Source organism: Methylobacterium sp. P5_C11, assembly GCF_054049775.1.
Genome location: NZ_JBFULS010000050.1, coordinates 1 through 21,501 on the forward strand (window position 1 = coordinate 1; position 21,501 = coordinate 21,501).

Sequence of the window (21,501 nt, forward strand, 5' to 3'; positions counted from 1 at the left end):
ACGATCGTCGCCGCCCGTCGGCTTGGGCGCGACGTGGCCTTCCTGCGCGAACCGCGCTTGGGCGCGACGTGGCCTTCCTGCGCGAACCGCTCCGACCAGCGGCTGGCACTCGACACGCTTACACCGAACCGGGCCGCCGCTCGATGGAAGGAGGCGCCCTCGGCCACGGCCGCCACGACACGCTCGCGCAGATCGACAGACAACGGTGAAGGCATCGAGGGCTCCTTCACCACTCAACGCGGCAAACCGCTAACCCGTCGCAACGCGGCCGGGCACGGCTCTAAGGCTTTGGCGGACCACTGACGGAAGGGCGCGGGCCGCCTCCGAGACTTATCCGGAGGGACGCGTCGACCAGGGCCGCCGAGGCCGCGACGCGCCGCGTTGGCATCTCCGTCGTCGGACTGCTTTCAAGGTAGAGACACGGATGCCGACAGGCCGACCCGTCCCGGTCGGGGACGGCTTTCGGCGCGGCACGACTGGAGGTCGGAGATGGACGAAGCCACGCGGATCGATCGCCTGGAAATGCGCCTGATGGAGCAGGACGCCACGATCGAGGACCTCAACCGGACCGTGACCGAGCAGTGGCGGCTGATCGACCGGCTGGCGCGGCAGCTGGACATGCTCCGGGATCAGGTGGAGGAGGCGGCCGCCCGGGCGTCGCCGCGGGGCTCGGAGCCGCCGCCGCCGCATTACTGAGGCGGGACGGCCGGCGCGCCGCGCAGGCGCACCGGCCGGCGTGTCAGAAGTTCGCCTGCGTGACGAACTTGGTGACCAGGTAGGCGTCCAGCGCCTCCGGGCCGCCCTCGCTGCCGTAGCCCGAATCCTTGACGCCGCCGAACGGCGTCTCCGGCAGGGCGAGGCCGTGGTGGTTGATGGAGATCATCCCGCTCTCGACCGTGTTCGACACCCGGGCCGCCCGCTCGGCGGAGCGGGTGTAGGCGTAGGCCGCGAGCCCGTAGGGCAGGCGGTTGGCCTCGGTCAGCGCCTCCTCGTCATCCGAGAACCGGTTGATCATCGCGACGGGGCCGAACGGCTCTTCCTTCATGAGCCGGGCGGTCAGCGGCACCTCGGTGAAGACCGTCGGCTCGAAGAAGTTGCCCTGGTTTCCGATGCGGTTGCCGCCGGCGCGCAGCGTCGCGCCGCTGGACTTTGCATCCGCCGTGAGCGCCGCGATGGCGTCGAGGCGCCGCGCGTGGACGAGGGGACCCATCTTGGTCTCGGGATCGAGCCCGTCGCCGACCTGAAGGGTCTTGGCGAAGGTGGTGAAGCCCTCGACGAAGCGGTCGAAGACCGAGTCGTGGACCAGGAAGCGGGTCGGCGACACGCAGACCTGACCGGCGTTGCGGAACTTCGACGGGGCGAGAACCGCGATGGCCTTCTCCACGTCGGCATCGCCGAACACGATCGCCGGGGCGTGGCCACCGAGTTCCATGGTGGCCCGCTTCATGTGCTCGCCGGCGAGCGCGGCGAGCTTCTTGCCGACCACGGTCGATCCGGTGAACGAGATCTTCCGGATCACCGGGTGCGGGATCAGGTAGGCCGAGATGGTCTCGGGGTCGCCGTAGACGAGCGAGAGAGCGTCGCCCGGAATGCCGGCATCCAGGAAGGCCCGCACCAGGGCGGCGCAGCTCGCCGGGGTGTCTTCAGGTCCCTTCAGGATCACCGTGCAGCCGGTGCAGAGGGCGGCCGAGATCTTGCGGACCGCCTGATTGATCGGGAAGTTCCAGGGGGTGAAGCAGGCCACGGGACCCACCGCCTCGCGCACCGCCACCTGCAGCACGCCGTCCGCGCGGGCCGGGATGACGCGGCCGTAGGCGCGCTTCCCCTCCTCGGCGAACCAGTCGATGATGTCCGCCGCCGCCAAAGTCTCGACGCGCGCCTCGGCGAGGGGCTTGCCCTGCTCCAGGGTCATGATCCGGGCGATCTCGTCGACCCGGGCGCGCAGCAGGTCGGCCGCCTTGCGCATCACCTTGGCGCGTTCGAAGGGGGCGACCTTCCGCCAAGCCGGGAATGCACGGGACGCGGCCGCCAGGGCCTCGTCGAGATCCGCCGTGGTGGCGACGGCGCATTGGCCGATCGTCTCGCCCGTGGCGGGGTTGAGGACCCCCAACGTGTCGCGGTCGGCACCCGCGCGCCAGCGCCCGGCGATGTGAAGCTCGGTATCCGGATACATCGGTCGATTCCCGCTCGGCCGCACCTTCGGCCGCAGGCGGAATGTGGCGATGTGGCGCGTCTCGGCAATCCCCGTGGCGGTATGGCTGGGGCGGCCTGTCGTCAGGCGGCCGCGCGGGCAGGCTCCGGAGCCTGCACGACCGTGGCCGTCCCGTGACGGGCACGCAGGGTTGCGCCCTTCGGCACCACCTGCCACCCCTCGCGGCAGCCGTCGATCGGCTCCGAGACCACGACGATGCCACCCGGCCCCTCGCGGAAGTACAGGCTCGGCGGACGACCGTCGCAGGCCCAGCGGTAGGCCGTGAGGGTCTCGCCGTCGGTGAGCAGCGCCGTAAAGCGCAGCGGCTCGCAGACGTTGGCGGCTTCCATCAGCTCGCGGACGGTCTTCAAGGTCCGCGCCATGGCGCCGACGGGATCGGCCTCCAGGCCGTTGGCCAGCGCCAGCAGGAAGATCGCCTCGGAATCGGTGCTGCCGCGGCGGTGGTCGTAATAGGCGTCCGGGATCAGCGCCTCGAGCCGGCGCTTGATCCGATGGTAGCCGCCGATCTGGCCGTTATGCATGAACAGGTGCCGGCCGTAGACGAACGGGTGGCAGTTCGCCCGGGCGGTCGCGGTGCCGGTCGAGGCGCGGACATGGGCGAAGAAGGTTCGCGCCCGGACCTGCCCGCAGAGGTTCACGAGGTTCTCGTCCGACCAAGCCGGGGAAATGTCGCGATAGACACCCGGCTCCGGCCGTTCGGCGTACCAGCCGATACCGAACCCGTCGCCGTTGGTTTCGGTCTTCCCTTCGTCGGCGTGCAGCGACTGATGCACCAGCGAATGGGTGGGCGCGCAGACGAGGTCGGAGAGGAAGACCGGCTCACCGCTATAGGCGAGGAAACGGCACATGTCGGACGATGATCCTTTCGCTGTGATCCGCACTCGATCCGATGCAACGCCGCGCCTCAGGCGGAGACGTTCCGTCGCAGGAGGTTAACAGTCGGTCCACGCCGGTGAACAGTTTCTTAACCGCACGGAAACTGCGCCATTTTCGAGCGTTCCGCATCAAAATGGGGCTGGCTGTTCGCAGGGCAGGCATGCCCCGTTCGAGCGACCCGACTCTTGTGAGCCGACTCATGTCAGGCCAGCATGGCCGAATCGGGGAATCAGAAGTTCGCCCCTGAGGCGACAGCCCGAGACGGGGCGACCTACCGGCAGCAGGAGAGTTTCATGGATCGCGCAACGCCCGATAGTTCCGGCCCCGTGGCCCTCGTCGTCGAGGACGACGCGGCGGTGCGCGACCTCGCGACCGCGGTGCTGGAGGAGACCGATCTCGGCGTGATCGCCTGCGACACTGCGGAGGCTGCGCTCTCGGTTCTGGAGCGGTCGGACGTCACCGTCGCGCTGCTCTTCGCCGATGTGCGGCTGCCGGGCGCGATGGATGGCGTGTCCCTGGCACAGGCGGTCAAGCGGCGCTGGCCGGGCGTGCGCGTGGTCGTCACCTCCGGGGCGAGCCGGGATGCACGGCTGCCCGATCAGGCCGTCTACATCCAGAAGCCGTGGCGAGCCCTCGACGTGCTGGTCCAGGCCGAGCACGCAACCATGGCCGCGAAGGCAGCCTGAGCCCAGGGCGCGAACCCGTACCGCGCCCCTTTCCGACATCACGCGCAGGGGCGCGACCGAGGGCGGCTCGACAGCGGCCCTCGTGGTTCAGTGCCGGGTCACGTCATTGTGCTTGCCGGATGGGGCCGGGGTCGGTCGCTGCAACCGCGGGTCCGGCGTCGCCCGGCATGCTCCAAAGAAAAAGCCCGACCGCTCGCGCGGGCCGGGCTCTCTCAAAACCGGTTCGGGGCAGCTCAGGCGGCGGGCGTCGTGCCGGCCGGGGCCTGACCGGCGGCGCTGCCGCCCGGGGCCTGCGTCGGAGACGGGGACGGGAAGCCGGGACGGCGGCCGCCGGCGGGGAAGCGGGGCTTCGGCTTCGGCGCGGCGATCAGGCCCTCGCGGATCGCGGTCTTGCGGGCCTGCTTGCGGGCGCGGCGGACGGCCTCGGCCTTCTCGCGAGCCTTGCGCACGGACGGCTTCTCATAAGCCTTGCGCTGCTTCATCTCGCGGAAGATGCCCTCGCGCTGCATCTTCTTCTTGAGGACGCGGAGCGCTTGATCGACGTTGTTGTCGCGAACGAGTACCTGCAACGGACTTGATCCTCTGGACCTGAAGTTCTGGGTTCACGCGGCCCGCCGCCGATCTGGAAACCGGCAACGTCCCTCGCCCGGATTGAACCCGGGAGGGACGGGAACGTCGGTTTCCGAATCGGCGTGGAGCTCACGCCTTGGCGGGGCTATTACACCAAGCGCGCACCAGTTCCAACCTGCCTGCGCGATCCATCTGCGCCGCCGCCGTGCTAGGTTGCGCGGATGAGACACGACGACTCGCAGCAATTCGCCAGCGACAACTACTCCGGCATCTGCCCGGAAGCCTGGGCGGCCATGGAGGCGGCCAACCGGGGCCATGCGCCGGCCTACGGCGAGGACGCCTGGACGGAGCGGGCCGCCGACGCGTTCCGCGACCTGTTCGAAACCGAGTGCGAGGTGTTCTTCGCGTTCAACGGCACGGCCGCCAACGCCCTGGCGCTGGCCGCGCTGTGCCAGTCCTACCACAGCGTGATCTGCGCGGACTCGGCCCACGTCGAGACCGACGAGTGCGGCGCACCGGAATTCTTCTCCAACGGCTCGAAGCTGCTGACCGTCCGGACCGAGGGCGGGAAGCTCACGCCGGATGCGATCCGCGGTCTGGCCCAGAACCGGAGCGACATCCACTTCCCGCGCCCGCGGGTGGTGACGATCACCCAGCCCACCGAGACGGGGCAGGTCTACACCCTCGCGGACCTGCGGGCGCTGTCGGCGACGTGCCGTGAACTGGGGCTCGCCCTGCACATGGACGGCTCGCGCTTCGCCAATGCCTGCGCGAGCCTCGGCTGCAGTCCGGCCGACATGACGTGGCGGTCGGGTATCGATGTCCTGTGCTTCGGCGGGACCAAGAACGGCATGCATGCCGGCGAGGCCGTGGTGTTCTTCGACCGGCGGCTCGCGGAGGATTTCGGCTACCGCTGCAAGCAGGCCGGCCAGCTCGCCTCCAAGATGCGGTTCCTCGCCGCCCCCTGGGTCGGCATGCTGGAGAGCGGCGCGTGGCTTAGGAATGCCGCCCACGGCAATGCCTGCGCCCGGCGTTTCGCCGAGGCGGTCGCCGGGCTGCCGGGGGTGCGGGCGCTGTTCCCCGTGGAGGCGAACGCCGTCTTCCTGACGATGCCGGCCACCACCATGGACGGGCTGCGCGCCCGCGGCTGGCGGTTCTACACCTTCATCGGGGGCGGGGCGCGGTTCATGTTCGCCTGGGATGCGCGGCCCGAGCGGGTGGACGCGCTGGTCGGCGACCTGCGCGCGCTGGCCGCCGCGGCGGCCTGAGCGGGTGGACACCGAAGTGCTGAGCCAACCCTTCAAAAGGTGTTTCGCGCGCTGGTGTCGAGTCTCCCTGAGGAGTGTCAACACGCTTGTGCGACGTGCGCACGGTCGTCCTTGCGAGCGCAGCGAAGCAATCCAGTGTCGCGCGACGCCTGCCGATGTCATGCTGCCCTGGGTCGCTTCGCTGCGCTCGCGATGACGGTGGCGCCGAAAGCCCAGGCTTGAGAGGGACGGGTGGGTGCGACGCTTCGGCGACTCGGCCCCTACAGCAGCGCGAGATCCGTCGTGTCGGTGCTCGGGAAAATCCGGCGCAGGCTCGCCTGATCGAGGCCGTACAGGCGCCGGAACAGGCTGCCGAGCAGCCCCCGGTAGTCGGTGAGGACCGGATAATCCCGGTTCTGGAACAGGTGCGCCTCGTCGGCCCGGACCTGCGGTCCCGCGATGCGGCCGCCCCGGACGCCGCCGCCCAGGATCCAGTAGACGCTGCCGTGACCGTGATCCGTGCCGCGGTTGCCATTCTCCCGGAACGTGCGCCCGAACTCGGACAGCACCACCACGACCGTGTCGGACCAGCCGGACCCGATCTCCTCGACAAAGCCGGAGAGGCCGCGTCCGAGTTCGCCGAGCCGGTCGGCGAGGTAGCCGGTGCCGGCGCCCTGGTTCACGTGGGTGTCCCAGCCCCCGACATCCACGAAGCCGAGATTGAACGTGTCGCGCATCAGGCGGCCGATCCGCCGGGCCGACAGCTCGAAGCCCTTGGGCGAAACCGCCCCCCGGTCGGCCTGCGCCGCATGGTCGGAGATCGACTGGTAGACCGCGTCGCGCACCCGGAACCCCTCGGCCACGGCGGCGGCCAGCTTGGTGTCGCTGTACATGGCGGCGATGAGGCGGGCCTGCCGGTCGTCAATGCCGGGCTTGCCGACGCCGTTGATGGCGATGTTCGGCACCGTCTCGCGGCCCCGGAAGATCAGCGGCATCTGGTCTGTGAAGGCGATCGGCCGGATCCGGGTCAGCTCGGCGGCGAGCCGGGCCATGAAGCCGGAATTGTAGTCGCGGGCGGAGCCCACGTTCTGGCCCATCTCGATCGTGTCCTGGGTCTCGAAATGGCTCCGGGTCAGGTCGTCGGTGCCGGCGAAGGGTACGAACGCCGCCTGACCGTTCGCGTAGAGCGGCAGGAGCGTGTCCCGAAGCGCCGGGTGCAGGCTCCAGTCGCCGTCGAGCGCCAGGGCAGCCTTGGGGTCCGCGGCGTCCGACTTGGCGATCGCGAGATGCGGCCTCGACCGGTAGTAGAAATCGCTCCCGGTGGGGATCACCACGTTGGCGGCGTCGTAGGCGCCGCGCAGGAACACCACGAGGAGGCGCGCATCGGCCTTCGGGGCCGCCCAGACGCGGCCGGCCACCGTGGACAGGCCCAGCGCCGCGGCGGCGCGGATCAGATCGCGACGGTTCATCGCATGAACTCCGGCGAGGCGAGGTAGAGGGTGTTCCAGTCCTGCGGCGAGACCGCTTGGGCGAGGGCCGCCCGCGTCGCCGCCGACAGGGTGGCGGACACGGTCGAGAAGTAGAGCCCGTTGGCGAGCACCGGAAAGGCCGGCTCCTCGGCCTGATCGGGCGGCGCCGGTTTGAACAGGCCGGCCGATCCGGACCCGATCTGCCGGGCGATCTCGAACCGCGTCGCGAGCTGCCCCGGACCGCTCCAGGCGGCGGCGTCGAGGGGGTACCCGTCCGGCGTCGAGCGGTTGAACAGCCCCTCGCCGAGGCGGTTCAGCCAGCCGAGCACCGGGCCGGCATTGCGGATCACGCGCTGGTCGTAGGCCATGCGCAGGGCCGAGAAGACGTAGCGCACCGGAACCTTGAAGGCGCCGCTGCGCTCGGCCGTCAGCGCCGGTTCGCGCGCCAGGGCCTCCGTCACGGCGGCGATGTCGCCGTCGCTCCGGCTGAAGACGGCCGCGAGCCGGGCCACGAGCGCCTCGTCCGGCGCCTGACCCAGGAGGTAGGCGGCGAGCGCCCGAGAGACGTTCGTCGCGGTGGCGCGGCTGCGGGCGATCAGGTCCACCGCCTCTTCGACCTCCAGCCAGCCGCGGCCCTGGATGTGCCCGCCGAGGAAGACCTTGTCGCCGTAATCATGCCGGTTCGGGTTGAATTCGAACAATCCGTCCCGCCGGAAGTCGGCGGCGTGGTCGGGGCGGAGCTTCGGATCCTCGGGCTTCAGGTCGATGCCGATTCCGGTGAGGATCCGGGCCAGCGCCTCCACGTCGCCCTGCGTGTAGCCGGAGCCGACACCCATCGTGTGCAGCTCCATGATCTCGCGGGCGTAGTTCTCGTTGATGCGGCCGGCGGCGTTGTCGGCATTGTCGAGGTAGCGCAGCATCGCCGGGTGGCGCAGGCTCGCCATGAGCAAGTCGCGGAATCGCCCGAGGGCGTGCGGGCGGATCGCCGTGTCGAGGTAGTCGCCCACGGCGGCGCGCAGGGTGGACTTGCCCTGGTGGACGTTGAACCGGTTGAACCAGAACCACGTCAGCCGCTCGCGCAGCTGGTCCGGGCTGTAGAGCGCCCGGAGCACCCAGACGGAGGCGGCGTTCCGCGCATGCGTGTTCAGCGCGGCCTGGAACGCCTGCTGGGCGGCCTTCCGGGCGTCGGGATCCGCGATGTCCTTGAACGCCTTGGCCTGCGCGTCGAGGGCCTGGGCGCGTTCGAGCAGGCTGCCCTGCGGCGTCAGCGCGTCGACCTCGGCCTGCGCGGCCGGTGGCAGGCGCGTTTCGGTCGGCGGATGGAGCTGTGCCTGCAGCCAGCGCACCCGTCCTTCGGCCTGAAGCTGCGCGAAGGACGCGGGCGAGGCCCCCCAGGTCAGGGCATTGAGGAAGGCGGCGTCGGCGGCCGCGGGCGGCGGCGCGTCCGCCGCACGGAGGCCCGCGCTCGCCGAGGCCAGCAGCAGCGTGGTCACGAGAAGACGGCGTGTGGCGGCGCGCGACATCGGAGCCTTGCCCGGACGGTGGATCGGCCGGGGCAGCCTGTTGCCGGCGCCCTGTACCGTGCCTGAAAGGCCGCCCCGTGAAGCCCGCGTCTTTGCCAATATCGGGGCTTGCCGCTACACGATCCCGAGATCCACCGCGCGAGGCCGCGCGCCGCGCGACCACGTTCCGCCGACCCAGAGCGTTCGCTCCATGCTGATGCAGACCAAGACCGAAGCGAAGCCGGCCGATCCGGTGGCGCGGCGGCGCACCTTCGCGATCATCTCCCACCCGGACGCGGGCAAGACCACGCTCACCGAGAAGCTGCTGCTGTTCGGGGGCGCGATCCAGCTCGCCGGCGAGGTCAAGGCCAAGCGCAACCGGGTCTCGACCCGCTCCGACTGGATGGGCATCGAGAAGGAGCGCGGCATCTCGGTGGTCACCTCGGTGATGACCTTCGAGTACGGCGACTGCGTCTTCAACCTCCTCGATACGCCCGGCCACGAGGATTTCTCGGAGGATACCTACCGGACGCTGACGGCGGTCGATTCGGCCGTGATGGTGATCGATGCGGCGAAGGGCATCGAGGCGCGCACGCGCAAGTTGTTCGAGGTCTGCCGTCTCCGCGACATCCCGATCGTCACCTTCATCAACAAGCTCGACCGTGAGGCCCGCGACCCGTTCGAGCTGCTCGACGAGATCGAGAAGACGCTCGCCCTCGACGTCGCCCCAGTCACGTGGCCGATCGGCACCGGCCGCAACTTCTCGGGAACCTATGAGCTCGGCGGCAACCGCGTGCGCCGGCTCGACGCCGCCGAGGATGCCGGGATGGTGGCGGTGTCCGGTCCGGACGACCCGCTGTTCGACGAGCTGCTCACCGAGAACGGCGCCGCGGCTGCGTGGCGCGAGGAGGTGGAGCTCGCCGAGGGCGGCCTCAAGCCGTTCGACCTCGACGCGTTCCGCGAAGGCCACCTGACGCCGGTCTTCTTCGGCTCGGCGCTGCGCAATTTCGGCGTGCGCGACCTCATCGACGGCCTCGCCAAGGTCGCGCCCCCGCCCCGCGGCCAGGACGCCGACAAGCGCCTCGTGGAGCCCACGGAGCCGCGCATGACCGGCTTCGTGTTCAAGATCCAGGCGAACATGGACCCGAACCATCGGGACCGCATCGCCTTCATGCGGGTCTGCTCGGGCAAGCTGAACCGGGGCATGAAGGCGCGACTGGTGCGCACCGGAAAGCCGATCTCGCTGTCGGCCCCGCAATTCTTCTTCGCGCAGGACCGCGCCATCGCGGACGAGGCCTATGCCGGGGACGTGGTCGGCATCCCGAATCACGGCACCCTCCGGATCGGCGACACGCTCACCGAGGGCGAGGATCTGGTGTTCCGCGGCGTGCCGAGCTTCGCTCCCGAGATCCTGCGCCGGATCAAGCTCACCGACGCCATGAAGGCCAAGAAGCTGCGCGAGGCGCTCCAGCAGATGGGCGAGGAGGGCGTCGTCCAGGTCTTCGTTCCGCAGGACGGCAGTCAGGCGATCGTCGGCGTGGTCGGCGCGCTCCAACTCGACGTGCTCAAGGAGCGGCTCCAGGCCGAATACGGCCTGCCGGTGGATTACGAGACCTCACGGTTCTCGGTCTGCCGTTGGGTGTCGTCCGACTCGGAGGCCGACCTCGACAAGTTCATCGATTCGCACGGCTCGGCCATGGCCAAGGACCTCGATGGGGCGCCGGTCTTCATGGCGACGACCGCCTTCTCCCTCCGCTACGAGGAGGAGCGCTATCCGGCGGTGCGGTTCACCGACGTGAAGGACTATCAGAAGCGGGCGGCGTGAGGGGGCGAAGGGCGCTCGTCCCGCGGCTGCCCCTGCAGGACAGGCGCCTCAGAACTTCCCCAGCATCGGGAATTCCACGCTCAGGCTCGACTCGGCCGCCATCGGCGCCTCGCGCTTGCGCGGCTTGCGGTTGAGCACCTGTTTCAGCTTCGTCTTCAGCACCGCCATGTCGAACGGCTTGAGGATGAAGGCGTCGGCACCCGCCTGGTGGGCGAGGTTGATGTCCTCGAAATCGAAGGACGATTCGGTGAGCATGAAGGGCGTGTTCATCAGCGCGTCGTCGGCGCGGATCTCGCGCAGCAGGCTGAGCCCGTCCATCGGCTCCATGTCGAGATCGGAGATCACCAGGGCGTAGCGGCGCTGCCGCATCCGCTCCAGCGCCTCGGGCGCGTTGGTGACACCTTCCACATCGGGGAAGCCGATGCGGGTCATCAGCATCACGATGAGCCGGAGGAGCTTCTCCTGGTCGTCGACGATGAGGATCGGGGGCGTATCGCTCTCGGACATCGGCGACTCAGATGAAGAGGTGGTCGATGCCCTGACGGGTCATCGCGTCGGCTTGGAGCGACAGGCAGAGGCTGTGGATCGCGGACGCCTTCGGCGTGCCGCGCTGGAGCATCGGCAAGAGGTTGGCCTTGGCGAACAGCGTGTCGTTGCCGGCGGTGCGCTGCGCGCTCTTGAACGAATGGACGAACTCGCGCTTGGTGATCTCGCGCCACTCGTTGATCTGAACTTCCCGGTGCCGGCTGTCGGCGCTCACGCGGTCGAACGTCTCGTGCACCGACGTGCGCTCGCCCTCGATCACCTGGCAGGCGAAATTGCCCTCGATGATCATGAAGCTCGTGATCACCGCGAACTCGTTCTTCTTCTGGGCGGTCCGGCCGATCTCGTTGATCTGCTCTGATCTCTTCGCCGGGTCCGACGACAGATTGAGACGCGAGAAGTAGATGATGTGGACGAGGCTGGTCCGTTTCGCCCGCATGACCCCGAGATCCGAAATCCGTACCCGTTCAGTGCTTCCGGGCAGGACGCTCCGCGCCCGAACCTAGCCCGGCGGGCATCATCGCGCGTCTGGAATAACACCCCGTAAACGTCGCGGGCCGCGCGAGCGGGACCGTACCGGGAGACATCGCACCCGGCAGGATCTGCCGAGCCGGCCGCCGCGCTCGGCGAAGCCTGCCGGGTCCCGGGCGCCAGGGCTCTGATTTATCAAGGGCTTAGCCCTGGCACGACGGTTGCGGACCCCGAATCTGCGGGTCAGTGCGGCGCGCATCGGGATCGTTCGCCATGGATCTTTTCACCGCCCTTCAGACCTCGGTCTCCGGACTCCAGGCGCAATCCTACGCCATCAGCAACATCTCCGGGAACATCGCGAACTCGCAGACGACCGGCTTCAAGCGGATCGACACCAGCTTCGTCGACCTGATGTCCGAATCGACGCCGAAGCGCGAGGTCGCCGGATCGGTGCTGGCCCAGTCGCAGCTCACCAATACGCTGGCGGGCAACATCGTCTCGTCGAGCGTGCCCACCAACATGGCCATCAACGGCCAGGGCTTCTTCACCGTGGTGCAGAAGACCGGCGACGCGAGTGGCGCCGCGACGTTCGGCGGCACCAACCTGTATACGCGCCGTGGCGACTTCTCCCAGGACAAGGACGGCTATCTCGTCAACGGCGCGGGCGGGTACCTGACCGGATCCAATCTCGATCCGATCACGGGTCAGACGACCAGCACCGGGCTGATCAAGCTCGGGAACACGTCGCTTCCGGCCCAGGCGACGACGACGATCACCTACGCGGCCAATCTGCCCGCGACGCCCAACACGTCGGCCTCCTCGACATCGGGCTCTGATCTCTACGACCAGAATGCCTCGGCCGTCGTGCTCAACGGTACCGGGCAGACGGGCGTCAAGGTCGATTCGACCCAGGCCGGCGCCGTTACGACCTTCCTGAGCAACAGCATCGCGGGTCCGTCTTTGCCAATCTACACGTCGACGGGTGCGCCGGTTACGCTGACGACACGCTGGGCCAAGGTTCAGGATGCCTCGACGACGCCGTCCCAGCCGGCGAAGTGGAACCTGTACTACGCGACCGACCCGACCGCGCTCAGCACATCCGACTGGAACAATGTCGGCACGACCTTCACGTTCGACTCGACCGGCAAGCTGACATCCCCGTCGGGCAACCCGGTCGCTCTCGGTCCGGTGACGATCGGCGACTACACCTATTCGAACCTGAACATGAACATCGATTCGGCGGGCCTGACGCAGTACGCCGACACGTCAGGCGCGGCGACGACCAATTCGCTGACGCAGAACGGGAACAGTTCCGGTACGCTCACGAGCGTCGCGATGGGTGCGGACGGCAAGGTCAACGGGACCTTCTCGAACGGCTCGGTGGTGGCCCTCGCCTCCGTGGGGATCGTCAACTTCGCAAATCCCGACGGGCTGAAAGCCGATTCCAACGGAAACTATCTTCAGTCGGCCGATTCCGGGCCGCCGCTGGCGGGTCTCAACGGCAGCACCATCTCGGGCGCCAGCGTCGAGCAATCCAATACCGACATTGCGACCGAGTTCTCTAAGATGATCGTAACCCAGCAGGCCTACTCTGCGAACACGCGTGTGATGTCGACGGCCCAGACGATGATGTCTGATCTGCTCAACGTGATCCGCTGATTGACGACGGGATTCGAGCCGCGGAGGCCGTGACATGTCGCTGAACGCGATTTCCACCGCGACCGCAGGGCTGGCCGCCACGCAGGCGGCGATCAACGTCGTCTCGCAGAACGTCGCCAATGCCGGCACGGCGGGCTACGTCAAGCGCACCCTCTCGACGGTCGCCAACGGCCCCAACAATTCGGGTGTCGCCGTCGGGCAGATCACCCGCAGCTTCGACGCTGCGGCCCTGAACCAGCTCCGGCTGGAGACCTCGGGGGCGGCCTACACCAGCACCAAGTCCGGAATCGCCACTCAGCTCGATGCGCTCTACGGGACGCCGGGCAGTTCGACCTCCCTCGACGGCACGCTCAACACCTTCACCGAATCCCTCCAGGAGCTTGCCGCCAATCCGACCTCGGCGGCCGCGCGCACGACGGTCCTGGGCAACGCCTCGGCACTGGCCAGCCTGATCAACAGCTCCGCCGGCACGGTGCAGAACCTGCGCACCGGAATCGAATCGCAGCTCGGCACCGACACGAGTGCCGCGAGCACGATCCTGTCCAACATCGCGAAGCTGAACGGCAAGATCCAGAACACCACCGACAGCGCGTCCCTGACCGACCTGCAGGACCAGCGCGATCAGGCGATCAACAGCCTGTCGAGTTACATGGACGTGCAGACGGTCCAGCAGCGGGACGGCACTGTCTCGGTCATGACCCAGTCGGGCGTGACGCTGGTGGATCGCGGGAACGCTGCGAGCCTGAGCTTCGACGGGCGCGGGGTCCTCGACGCCTCCGCAAGCTACGCCACCGATCCGAGCCAGCGCACGGTGGGCACCATCACGGCGACGCTGCCGGGCGGCGGCAAGATCGATCTCGGCGCGCCGGGCGTGCTCCGGTCCGGCAGCCTGGCCGCCGAGATCGAGATGCGCGACCAGACCCTGCCGCAGGCGCAGCGCCAGCTCGACGACCTCGCCGCCGGCCTCTCGACCGCGCTGACGAACACGACCACGACCGGGACTTACAGCGGGACCGACACGCAGGTCACCGTCCCGACGATGCAGCCCGGCAACACGATCACGTTCCCGGTCACCGACAACAACGGAGCGGTCCGCAACGTGACGCTGGTGGCCTCGGCGACCTCCAGCGGCACGATCGTGCCGGCCGCCCAGACGACGGACGCGAGCGGGCTGACGCTGACCTTCAACGCGAGCGGCGGCCCGAGCACCTACGCGGCGGCGATCCAGTCGGCGTTCTCCACCTTCAACCTATCGGGCGGCGCCTATCAATTGCCGACCCTGTCGGCGACCCCGGTGTCCTCGACCGCGACGAGCGCGACCCTGACGCTGGCGGCGGCCGGCAAGGTCGTCGCCGCGGCGACCGCCAACGTCTCGGCCGTCTCGGCCTCGGACCTGAACACCGGCAACCCGTCGATCGCGCTGTTCGTCGATGGCACCGGCAACAAGCTCTACACCGGTTCGTTCGACGGCGGCTCGCAGCTCACCGGTTTCGCGCAGCGCCTGACCGTGAACGGTGCCCTGTCGGGGAACACGTCGGCGCTCACGGCCACGAGCGCCACGGATACGAGCGCGTCGGGCGCGCGCGCGCAGAAGCTGTTCTCGGCGCTGACGTCCACCCAGCAGACCTTTTCGTCGTCCAGCGGCATCGGCGGCGTCTCGGCCCCCTACCGCGCGACCGTGGTGGGCTTCGCCCAGGACGTCATCGCTTCACAGGGGGCGGCGGCCTCGAACGCCTCGGCGCTCGACGCCACCCAGCAGACCGCGCTCTCCACGGCCCAGAGCCGGTTCTCCTCCGGGGCGGGGGTCAACATCGACCAGGAGATGTCGAACCTGATCGCCCTGCAGACCGCCTACGGCGCCAACGCCCGGGTGCTCACGGCGGCGCGCGATATGCTCACTCAGCTGCTGCAGATCTGATCATGACGACGATCGCCCCCTTCGCGGCCGGCTCCTACCTGACGACCCGGAATGCCTCGCAGCTCCTGACGCTGAAGAGCCAGCTCAACAACCTGTCGAACCAGCTTTCCAGCGGGCAGGTCTCGCAGACGTACGGGGGCCTGGGCTCCGGGCGCTCGACCGCCCTTGCCGCCCAGGCGACCCTCAGCGCGCTCAGCGGCTACGCGTCCGGCATCACCGCCGCGCAGACTCGGACCAGCATGGCGGTCACGAGCCTGACGCAGGTGGCGACCCTCGGGACCAGCACCGGAGCGGCGCTGCAGAACGGCCTGCAGAGCGTCGCGGCGAACTCGGTCGCCGGTCGCTCGACGGCGATGGCCAACCTGCAGACGGCGCTCGACACGCTCAACGAGTCGGCGGCGGGCAACTACCTGTTCGGCGGAACCAACACCACCACCCAACCGGTCGTCGACGCGGACAAGATCCTCAACGGCACGACCGATTCGGGCGGCAACAAGCTCGACGGTCTCTCGACCCTGATCTCGCAGCGGGTCACCGCGGAGCTCGGGGCAGGGGGCAACGGTCGCCTGACGCAGACGCCGGCCAATCCCACCACGACGGTCCAGGTTACCGAGGAGTCGAACGACGCGACCCGGGGGAAGTTCGGCTTCACCCTGGCCGGCGCACCGACGACGACCGGCTCGGCGCTCAGTTCGACCTACACGGCCGGCACCGGCACCAGCCCGGGCACCTTCACCCTGAATATGACGACCCAGCCGGCCGTCGGCGACACCGTGACGTTCGCGCTGAAGATGGCGGACGGCACCTCGACGACCGTTACGCTCACGGCCGCGACCAGCGCGGACCCGAAATCGACCACCAGCTTCGCCATCGGTTCGACGCCCGCGCAGACGATGGCGTCCCTGTCGACCACGCTGAACAATGCCTTGACGGGTGCGGCCGGCAGCACGCTGGCGGTCAACGCCACCGCGGCGGTCGCGTCGGATTTCTTCGCGGGCGCTGCGAATGGCGGCCCGTCGGGGTCCGGGGTCATGCCGCAGCGCATCGTGTACGACGCCAGCCAAAGGCCGGTCGGCTACACGGCAGCGACGCCCCAGAACACGGTGCTCTGGTACCAGGGCGAGAACACCTACGACACCTCGACGACGCCGGCCAAGCCGACCTCCGCGATCGACACGCAGTCGGTCCAGGTGAGCGCCACCGGCAGCGTCGGCACGGGTGCCCGGGCCAACGACCCCACGGTCCAAAACGTCCTGGCCGGCCTGGCGACCATGGCGTTCGGCCTGCCCACCACGAACGACGCCAACACCTACAACACCTACCAGACGGTGGCGACCAAGGCCGGCAGCCTGCTCGCCTCCGCCGACCATACGCCCAGCGTTCAGGACACGGTCACGCAGCTCACCATCGCGGCGACGCGGCTCTCGAACGCCAGCACCACCAACAAGGCCACGCAGAACACCGTCCAGAACACCCTCGACGGAATTGAACAGGCGCCCACCGAGGAAGTCGTGGCCAAGCTTCTCGACGTACAGAACCGGCTCCAGGCCAGCTATCAGGTGACCGCCACGCTCTCGAAGCTGTCGCTTGTGAACTACATCAGCTGACGCCAATGCCGAGATCGAACCGGAACCGCGCGGCGTCGGCCGATTGCGGGGCGGCGTGAGAATGCGTCGTCTTGAGCCGCAATGACCATAGTCTTGCCGCTTTCCGGGATTGATCCTCGAATCATCGACGCGCACGTGCGCTGATTCTCGATCGAGGAGAGGCCGGCATGCCGCTGTCCGGACCGATCGCACTGATCCTTCGTCTCGGAGCCGCACCCCCGTGCAACGCGCGCGTCTTGGTGGAGCGGACCGTCGAAACGTATGTCGCGGGCTATGGACACCCCGACGAGTGCGCCATCGCCCTCGACATCCTCCTGCGCGACCTCGCCCGTCTGCGCATCCTCGAGCCCGATCTTGACCGATCGATCACCGAGGTCGAGCGCTACATCGACGGGCTGCACCGGGATCTCGCGCGCCGGGCCGCCTGAGATGCGCGGCCGTCTGGGGTTGCCGATGGCCGTCGCGGCGGTCCTGGCCCTCGGCGGGACGGCCGCGGCCGTCGACGTCCGGAAGGCGCCCGTCACCCCCGCGCCGGTGCCGTGCCCGTCCAAGGGGCAGGGCTTCATGCGCCTGCCCGGAAGCGACAACTGCATCCGCATCTCGGGGCGCGTCACCGCCGGGGCGGACCTGCGCGCCGGCCACGGCCTCGCGGCCGTCCCGGCCGTTTCCGCCCGACTCGCGATCGACAACCGCGCCGACACCGATCTCGGCGAGGTCCGGACCTACCTTCGGATCGGCACCGGCCGCCGCTGAGCCGCGATTTACAGGTTCCGCGACAGGACCAGCGGGCCGCTGCGGACACCGCGACCGTAGGGGGAGGGCGCCGGCGTCTGCCGACCATACCCCGTGGGCATTTGCGCCCGACCGATCTCCTCAGCCAGGGTCTTGATCAGCCCTTCCGACACGGTCTTGGCGCTGGCGAGCACCGTCTGGTTCGCCTCCACGGCCGCGGTGAAACGGCGATGGGCCACCCGCAGGGTCTCGACCCCGTCGGGATGGAAGCGCTTCAGCGCCACGGCATTCGCCTTCGCGACCTCGAGCCCCTGCATGTAGGCGGCGGCCAGCGCCGCCTTCGGCTCGGCTGCGGCCACACCCTCCTGAAGCCGGCCCTCCCGGACGTAGGCGGCCTCCTCGTCGAGCACGGCCTCGAGGGCAGCCATGTTGCTGAGCACGCCGGCCACCAGCGCCTCGGCGGTGACGCGGTCCGCGACGCGCAGCGGTTCAGCCCTTTGCATGGATCGCTCCCTCGCCCGCCGCACCCTGCATCTTCATGATCTCACGAAAAACCGAATCGGCGATCCCGACGCCGCCGCTCTTCACGATCTGGGTCGCGTATTCCTTGGTCAGCATCGAGCGGTAGACGCCGCCGCCGGTGCCGTTCTCGCCGAGGGGACCGTCGGTGCCCTCCGACTGGGTCAGGCGATCCAGGCTGTTCTCCAGGAACATCGACTCGAACTCGGTCGCGGTCTTCCAGGCCTTCGCCTTGTTGGCGGTCTTGATGATCCCGTCGACGGCGCTCCCGGCGGCCGAAGTCCCGACGCTGGCGGCGGCGCTGGCCGCGAGACTGGCGAGTTGCAGCATGGTTCGACCCTCCGCGTCCGGTTCGTCACATCAATTCGATATCGGCCTGGAGCGCGCCGGCGGCCTTGATCGCCTGGAGGATCGAGATCAGATCCCGCGGGCCGACGCCCAGCGCGTTGAGGCCATCGACCAGCTCGCGCAGGCTCACGCCTTCCTTGACCAGGGCGAGCTTGTTGCCGTCGCCGGTGTCGACCTTCAGGCCGGTGCGCGGCACCACCACGGTGCGGCCGTTGGACAGCGGCGCCGGCTGGCTCACCTGCGGCTGCTCGGTGATGGTCACGGTGAGGTTGCCCTGGGCGATCGCCACCGTGGAGACGCGCACGTCCCGGCCCATCACGATGATGCCGGAGCGCTCGTCGACCACGACCCGGGCGGTCTGGTCGGGCTCGACCTTCAGCTGCTCCACCTCGGTGATCAGGCGGATCATGTTGCCGTTGTAGCGGGCCGGGATCTGGATCGTGACCGTGGCCGGATCCGTGGGCTCGGCCGTGTCGGCGCCCATGAAGTCGTTGATCGCCGCGGCGATCCGCTTCGACGTGGTGAAGTCGGGGTTGCGCAGGGACAGGCGCAGGGAGCGGGCGTCGTTCAGCTTGAACGCGATCTCGCGCTCGATGTTGGCGCCGTTGGAGATGCGGCCGTTCGTGGGCACGCCGCGGGTGATCTTGGCGGCGTCGCCCTCGGCCGAGAAGCCTGCGATCGCCACCGAGCCCTGCGCCAGCGCGTAGACCTCGCCGTCCGCGCCGAGCAGTGGCGTCACCAGAAGGGTGCCGCCCTGGAGGGACTTGGCGTCGCCCAGCGACGAGACCGTCACGTCCATCCGGGTACCCTGCGCCGCGAAGGGCGGCAGGTTGGCCGTCACCATCACGGCGGCGAGGTTCTGCGTCCGCATGGTCGCGCCGCGCGTGTTGACGCCGAGCCGTTCCAGCATGGCCTGGAGGGACTGCTTGGTGAACGGGATGTTGTTGAGCGTGTCGCCGGTGCCGTTGAGGCCGACCACGATGCCGTAGCCGACGAGCTGGTTCTGGCGCACGCCCTCGATGGAGGCGAGGTCCTTGACGCGCGACAGGGCGAAGGCCGGGCCGGGCAGGGCGGCGATCAGCACGGCGCCCGCGAGGGCACCGAGCAGAAACCTGAGAAGACTGAACGCGTGACGCGGGCGCATGCCGGATGTTCGAGGGTAAACGGACCTGCCGCCATCCTGCCAGGGTCGTGCCAGTCGCGCTGACGCCGCAAGCCTTTGAACAGACTGTATCTTTCTCGCCTGCCGAAACCGGGAGGCCTCGGGATGCCGGCACAGAAGCTGCCGACCCGGCAGCTTCTGCCGGCTCGTTTACCCGCGCTTAACCCTGCAGGCCGAGTTTCCGGTTCTGCGCGGGGGCGCTTGGAGCAACGCGAGCCGGATCATGCGTGTCGAGACTCGCCAGCCGATCCAGAGCGCGGGCGGTGTCGCGGCCGCCCGGCGACCCGAGGGTGGCGCCGGCTTCAGCCTCGGCGCCGCTCCTGCCTCCACTTCGGGCGCCGGGGCGCCGGCCGCCGCCGCCTCGCTGGCAGGGCTCGATGCGGTCCTTCTGCTCCAGACCGAGGCCGACACCCCGCAGGAGCGCCGTCGGCGCACGGCCAAGCGCGGACAGGATCTGCTCGACGGCCTGGACCGGCTGAAAGCCGCGCTGCTCGGCGGCCGCGTCGCCCCGCAGGACCTGCGTGCCATCGCCGGCCGGTTGAACGAGCGCGCCGGTCTCTCCGGCGATCCGAGGCTCGACGGCCTGATGGCCGAGATCGAGCTGCGCGCCGCCGTTGAATTGGCCAAGCTCGAGATTGCGCGAAGCGTCTGATCGGGCTTTGCGGGGATCTGCAAGTCTCGGCCTCGACATCGCTTTTCGATGGTCGAGACCCTGAGATCCGGGAGCGCCTTCGTGCGCTGGACCGGCAGCCCGCTCGGGCGCTTTGCAGGCTAGAGCCGTTCCCGATCGTGTTGCAACGGTCGGGAAGGACGGCGAGCCCGGTCTCGCCAGCCGCGCCAGGCCCCCTCTCCCGCACGGGAGGGGGTATAGAGATAGACGCTTTCGTAGGCCAGTCTTGACCCGAAGCGGATCCTTGGAGCGTTTGCTTCCGGATATGCAGATTTATTCGGTTCGGGCCGCTAACGTTGGCCGAAAGCGGTAAGTTTGCGTTTCGACTTCCGACGCTGAGAGCGGACATGTAGCTACCCATCAACAGGGCAATTATTGTCTAAAGTCCACGATCGGTTGCATGTGGTTTTTTTCGGCTTTGACGAGCGAACTTAGGATATCCCAAGCACGTGGATAAGGAGCAGGCTGGTCGCCACTAGCACCACCAGCGAGCCTGTCACCGCCAGCGTTACCCGGCCGCCGACGCGGGCGAGTACGCGTACGTCTACGCCGAGACCCAAGGCCGCCATCGAGAGCACAGTAAGAAAAGCAGCGAAGTGGGCGAGCGGCTTCACCGCCACATCCGGGATTATACCGATCGAGCGGCAGGTGGCGAGCGCCAGGAAGCCGAGGATGAACCACGGAATCAGCTTGGCGAACCCGACGCGCCCGCTCTTTCCGGATACTGTCCCCGGCTCGGCGGGCAGGCGGGCGGCGACGAGGGAGAAGAAGAGGACGACGGGGCCGAGCATGAGCACGCGCACGAGCTTCACCAGGGTGCCGACCTGGGTTGACAGCAGGCTCACCGGGACGGTGGCGGCCAGCACCTGCGGCACTGCGTAGACGGTGAGCCCAGCCAGTACGCCGTACTGGTTATCGCTCATGCCGGCGAGCGGCACGAACAACGGCAGGCCGAGCACCATGAGCACGCCCAGCACCGCGGTGAACGCGATCGAGGCGGCGATGTCCTTCGGCTGGGCTCCGATCACCGGTGCCACCGCGGCGATGGCCGAATTGCCACAGATCGCGTTGCCGCAGGCCACCAGGATCGCCATCCTCGCCGGCAGGCCGAGTGCCCGGCAGATGAAAAAACTCGCCCCGATACCGATCGCTACGGTCCCAACGATGCCAGCCAGCAGCGCCGGCCCGGAGGCGAGGATCGCCCCGAGGCTCAACGAGGCTCCGAGCAGCACGACCGCCACCTCAAGGAGTTGCTTGGCGGAGAACGCAATGCCGGCCCGGTAGCGCACATCCGGCGACCAGACTGTGCGCAAGGCGATGCCTAGAAGGATCGCCAGTACCAGGGCCTCGACATAGGGGTGCTCCAGTACCCGCTCCTCCAGGGCTTGGGCCGCCACCGAAACCAGGGTTATGGCGAGGCATAGGGCGATACCGGGCACCAAATTACGCCAGTTTGCCAGGAAGCCTGGCTTGTCGCTGGCTATA

Annotated in this window: 22 protein-coding genes; 10 read left to right on the forward strand and 12 right to left on the reverse strand. The window is 68.8% G+C overall.

Annotated elements, in window-relative coordinates; translation table 11 throughout:
• A partial coding sequence (locus ACXJKQ_RS21435; protein ID WP_457107716.1) for a helix-turn-helix domain-containing protein occupies positions 1 to 215 on the reverse strand: 215 nt, incomplete at its 3' end.
• Positions 216 to 489: 274 nt separating this feature from the next.
• Here ACXJKQ_RS21435 and ACXJKQ_RS21440 point away from each other — a divergent pair.
• Positions 490 to 696, forward strand: a complete 207-nt coding sequence (locus ACXJKQ_RS21440) for a SlyX family protein (protein ID WP_457107717.1) — start codon at positions 490 to 492, stop codon at positions 694 to 696.
• A 43-nt stretch (positions 697 to 739) separates the two neighbouring features.
• Here the strand turns inward: ACXJKQ_RS21440 and ACXJKQ_RS21445 are convergent, their stop codons facing one another.
• A complete protein-coding gene (locus tag ACXJKQ_RS21445; protein WP_457107718.1) occupies positions 740 to 2,173 on the reverse strand; it encodes an NAD-dependent succinate-semialdehyde dehydrogenase in 1,434 nt (477 codons plus the stop codon).
• A gap of 101 nt (positions 2,174 to 2,274) precedes the next feature.
• A complete protein-coding gene (locus tag ACXJKQ_RS21450; RefSeq protein ID WP_457107719.1) occupies positions 2,275 to 3,060 on the reverse strand; it encodes a class II glutamine amidotransferase in 786 nt (261 codons plus the stop codon).
• A 321-nt stretch (positions 3,061 to 3,381) separates the two neighbouring features.
• Between ACXJKQ_RS21450 and ACXJKQ_RS21455 the strand changes: the two genes are divergently transcribed.
• Positions 3,382 to 3,774: a response regulator gene (locus ACXJKQ_RS21455; protein WP_457107720.1), complete on the forward strand. Its 393-nt coding sequence runs from the start codon at positions 3,382 to 3,384 to the stop codon at positions 3,772 to 3,774.
• A gap of 233 nt (positions 3,775 to 4,007) precedes the next feature.
• Here the strand turns inward: ACXJKQ_RS21455 and rpsU are convergent, their stop codons facing one another.
• On the reverse strand, positions 4,008 to 4,343 hold the full coding sequence (gene rpsU / locus ACXJKQ_RS21460) for a 30S ribosomal protein S21 (protein WP_457107721.1): 336 nt from the start codon (positions 4,341 to 4,343) through the stop codon (positions 4,008 to 4,010).
• A 222-nt stretch (positions 4,344 to 4,565) separates the two neighbouring features.
• Here rpsU and ACXJKQ_RS21465 point away from each other — a divergent pair, with 222 nt between their 5' ends.
• Positions 4,566 to 5,612, forward strand: coding sequence for a threonine aldolase family protein (locus tag ACXJKQ_RS21465; RefSeq protein WP_457107722.1), 1,047 nt, complete (start codon positions 4,566 to 4,568; stop codon positions 5,610 to 5,612).
• 260 nt (positions 5,613 to 5,872) lie between these two features.
• Here the strand turns inward: ACXJKQ_RS21465 and ACXJKQ_RS21470 are convergent, their stop codons facing one another.
• On the reverse strand, positions 5,873 to 7,060 hold the full coding sequence (locus ACXJKQ_RS21470; protein WP_457107723.1) for a DUF1501 domain-containing protein: 1,188 nt from the start codon (positions 7,058 to 7,060) through the stop codon (positions 5,873 to 5,875).
• The gene (locus tag ACXJKQ_RS21475) at positions 7,057 to 8,583 is read right to left on the reverse strand and encodes a DUF1800 domain-containing protein (protein ID WP_457107724.1); all 1,527 of its coding nucleotides are present in this window, start codon (positions 8,581 to 8,583) and stop codon (positions 7,057 to 7,059) included. Before ACXJKQ_RS21475 ends, ACXJKQ_RS21470 begins: the two co-directional genes overlap by 4 nt.
• Positions 8,584 to 8,773: 190 nt before the next feature.
• Between ACXJKQ_RS21475 and ACXJKQ_RS21480 the strand changes: the two genes are divergently transcribed.
• Positions 8,774 to 10,387 (forward strand): peptide chain release factor 3, encoded by a 1,614-nt coding sequence (locus ACXJKQ_RS21480; protein WP_457107725.1) that lies wholly within the window; start codon positions 8,774 to 8,776, stop codon positions 10,385 to 10,387.
• Positions 10,388 to 10,435: 48 nt separating this feature from the next.
• Here ACXJKQ_RS21480 and ACXJKQ_RS21485 read toward each other — a convergent pair whose 3' ends face one another.
• The gene (locus ACXJKQ_RS21485; protein ID WP_457107726.1) at positions 10,436 to 10,894 is read right to left on the reverse strand and encodes a response regulator; all 459 of its coding nucleotides are present in this window, start codon (positions 10,892 to 10,894) and stop codon (positions 10,436 to 10,438) included.
• Between the two features lie 7 nt (positions 10,895 to 10,901).
• Positions 10,902 to 11,369 carry a BLUF domain-containing protein gene (locus ACXJKQ_RS21490; protein ID WP_457107727.1) on the reverse strand — a complete coding sequence of 156 codons (468 nt, stop codon included), beginning with the start codon at positions 11,367 to 11,369 and terminating at the stop codon, positions 10,902 to 10,904.
• A gap of 305 nt (positions 11,370 to 11,674) precedes the next feature.
• On the opposite strand from ACXJKQ_RS21490, the gene ACXJKQ_RS21495 reads away from it, so the two are divergent.
• From ACXJKQ_RS21495 to ACXJKQ_RS21515, 5 genes are all read left to right on the forward strand, one after another.
• A complete protein-coding gene (locus ACXJKQ_RS21495; RefSeq protein ID WP_457107728.1) occupies positions 11,675 to 13,060 on the forward strand; it encodes a flagellar hook protein FlgE in 1,386 nt (461 codons plus the stop codon).
• A 34-nt stretch (positions 13,061 to 13,094) separates the two neighbouring features.
• A complete protein-coding gene (gene flgK / locus ACXJKQ_RS21500; protein ID WP_457107729.1) occupies positions 13,095 to 14,978 on the forward strand; it encodes a flagellar hook-associated protein FlgK in 1,884 nt (627 codons plus the stop codon).
• 2 nt (positions 14,979 to 14,980) lie between these two features.
• Entirely contained in the window at positions 14,981 to 16,585 is a 1,605-nt protein-coding gene (locus tag ACXJKQ_RS21505) for a flagellin (protein ID WP_457107730.1), read from the forward strand.
• Positions 16,586 to 16,752: 167 nt separating this feature from the next.
• A complete protein-coding gene (locus ACXJKQ_RS21510) occupies positions 16,753 to 17,013 on the forward strand; it encodes a hypothetical protein (RefSeq protein WP_457107731.1) in 261 nt (86 codons plus the stop codon).
• Between the two features lies 1 nt (position 17,014).
• Positions 17,015 to 17,338 (forward strand): porin, encoded by a 324-nt coding sequence (locus ACXJKQ_RS21515; RefSeq protein ID WP_457107732.1) that lies wholly within the window; start codon positions 17,015 to 17,017, stop codon positions 17,336 to 17,338.
• Positions 17,339 to 17,346: 8 nt separating this feature from the next.
• Here ACXJKQ_RS21515 and ACXJKQ_RS21520 read toward each other — a convergent pair whose 3' ends face one another.
• The 3 genes from ACXJKQ_RS21520 to ACXJKQ_RS21530 are packed head-to-tail and all read right to left on the reverse strand — an operon-like array spanning position 17,347 to position 19,328.
• Entirely contained in the window at positions 17,347 to 17,820 is a 474-nt protein-coding gene (locus ACXJKQ_RS21520) for a hypothetical protein (protein WP_457107733.1), read from the reverse strand.
• Positions 17,807 to 18,166, reverse strand: a complete 360-nt coding sequence (locus ACXJKQ_RS21525) for a rod-binding protein (RefSeq protein ID WP_457107734.1) — start codon at positions 18,164 to 18,166, stop codon at positions 17,807 to 17,809. The genes ACXJKQ_RS21520 and ACXJKQ_RS21525 overlap by 14 nt, the downstream gene beginning before the upstream one ends.
• A gap of 25 nt (positions 18,167 to 18,191) precedes the next feature.
• A complete protein-coding gene (locus ACXJKQ_RS21530; RefSeq protein ID WP_457107735.1) occupies positions 18,192 to 19,328 on the reverse strand; it encodes a flagellar basal body P-ring protein FlgI in 1,137 nt (378 codons plus the stop codon).
• Positions 19,329 to 19,569: 241 nt separating this feature from the next.
• Between ACXJKQ_RS21530 and ACXJKQ_RS21535 the strand changes: the two genes are divergently transcribed.
• Positions 19,570 to 19,998 carry a flagellar assembly protein FliX gene (locus tag ACXJKQ_RS21535; RefSeq protein WP_457107736.1) on the forward strand — a complete coding sequence of 143 codons (429 nt, stop codon included), beginning with the start codon at positions 19,570 to 19,572 and terminating at the stop codon, positions 19,996 to 19,998.
• A gap of 449 nt (positions 19,999 to 20,447) precedes the next feature.
• Here ACXJKQ_RS21535 and ACXJKQ_RS21540 read toward each other — a convergent pair whose 3' ends face one another.
• On the reverse strand, positions 20,448 to 21,500 hold the full coding sequence (locus tag ACXJKQ_RS21540) for a YeiH family protein (RefSeq protein WP_457107755.1): 1,053 nt from the start codon (positions 21,498 to 21,500) through the stop codon (positions 20,448 to 20,450).
• Position 21,501 lies beyond the last annotated feature (1 nt).

Bases quoted from the DNA above. Each gene is read 5' to 3' on its own strand.
- ACXJKQ_RS21475 (WP_457107724.1), bottom strand. From the start codon at position 8,583: ATGTCGCGCGCCGCCACACGCCGTCTTCTCGTGACCACGCTGCTGCTG.
- ACXJKQ_RS21480 (WP_457107725.1), top strand. From the start codon at position 8,774: ATGCTGATGCAGACCAAGACCGAAGCGAAGCCGGCCGATCCGGTGGCG.
- ACXJKQ_RS21495 (WP_457107728.1), top strand. From the start codon at position 11,675: ATGGATCTTTTCACCGCCCTTCAGACCTCGGTCTCCGGACTCCAGGCG.
- ACXJKQ_RS21470 (WP_457107723.1), bottom strand. From the start codon at position 7,060: ATGAACCGTCGCGATCTGATCCGCGCCGCCGCGGCGCTGGGCCTGTCC.
- ACXJKQ_RS21515 (WP_457107732.1), top strand. From the start codon at position 17,015: ATGCGCGGCCGTCTGGGGTTGCCGATGGCCGTCGCGGCGGTCCTGGCC.
- ACXJKQ_RS21535 (WP_457107736.1), top strand. From the start codon at position 19,570: ATGCGTGTCGAGACTCGCCAGCCGATCCAGAGCGCGGGCGGTGTCGCG.
- ACXJKQ_RS21445 (WP_457107718.1), bottom strand. From the start codon at position 2,173: ATGTATCCGGATACCGAGCTTCACATCGCCGGGCGCTGGCGCGCGGGT.
- ACXJKQ_RS21510 (WP_457107731.1), top strand. From the start codon at position 16,753: ATGCCGCTGTCCGGACCGATCGCACTGATCCTTCGTCTCGGAGCCGCA.
- flgK (WP_457107729.1), top strand. From the start codon at position 13,095: ATGTCGCTGAACGCGATTTCCACCGCGACCGCAGGGCTGGCCGCCACG.
- ACXJKQ_RS21505 (WP_457107730.1), top strand. From the start codon at position 14,981: ATGACGACGATCGCCCCCTTCGCGGCCGGCTCCTACCTGACGACCCGG.
- ACXJKQ_RS21440 (WP_457107717.1), top strand. From the start codon at position 490: ATGGACGAAGCCACGCGGATCGATCGCCTGGAAATGCGCCTGATGGAG.
- ACXJKQ_RS21520 (WP_457107733.1), bottom strand. From the start codon at position 17,820: ATGCAAAGGGCTGAACCGCTGCGCGTCGCGGACCGCGTCACCGCCGAG.
- ACXJKQ_RS21525 (WP_457107734.1), bottom strand. From the start codon at position 18,166: ATGCTGCAACTCGCCAGTCTCGCGGCCAGCGCCGCCGCCAGCGTCGGG.
- ACXJKQ_RS21490 (WP_457107727.1), bottom strand. From the start codon at position 11,369: ATGCGGGCGAAACGGACCAGCCTCGTCCACATCATCTACTTCTCGCGT.
- ACXJKQ_RS21485 (WP_457107726.1), bottom strand. From the start codon at position 10,894: ATGTCCGAGAGCGATACGCCCCCGATCCTCATCGTCGACGACCAGGAG.
- ACXJKQ_RS21465 (WP_457107722.1), top strand. From the start codon at position 4,566: ATGAGACACGACGACTCGCAGCAATTCGCCAGCGACAACTACTCCGGC.
- ACXJKQ_RS21530 (WP_457107735.1), bottom strand. From the start codon at position 19,328: ATGCGCCCGCGTCACGCGTTCAGTCTTCTCAGGTTTCTGCTCGGTGCC.
- ACXJKQ_RS21455 (WP_457107720.1), top strand. From the start codon at position 3,382: ATGGATCGCGCAACGCCCGATAGTTCCGGCCCCGTGGCCCTCGTCGTC.
- ACXJKQ_RS21450 (WP_457107719.1), bottom strand. From the start codon at position 3,060: ATGTGCCGTTTCCTCGCCTATAGCGGTGAGCCGGTCTTCCTCTCCGAC.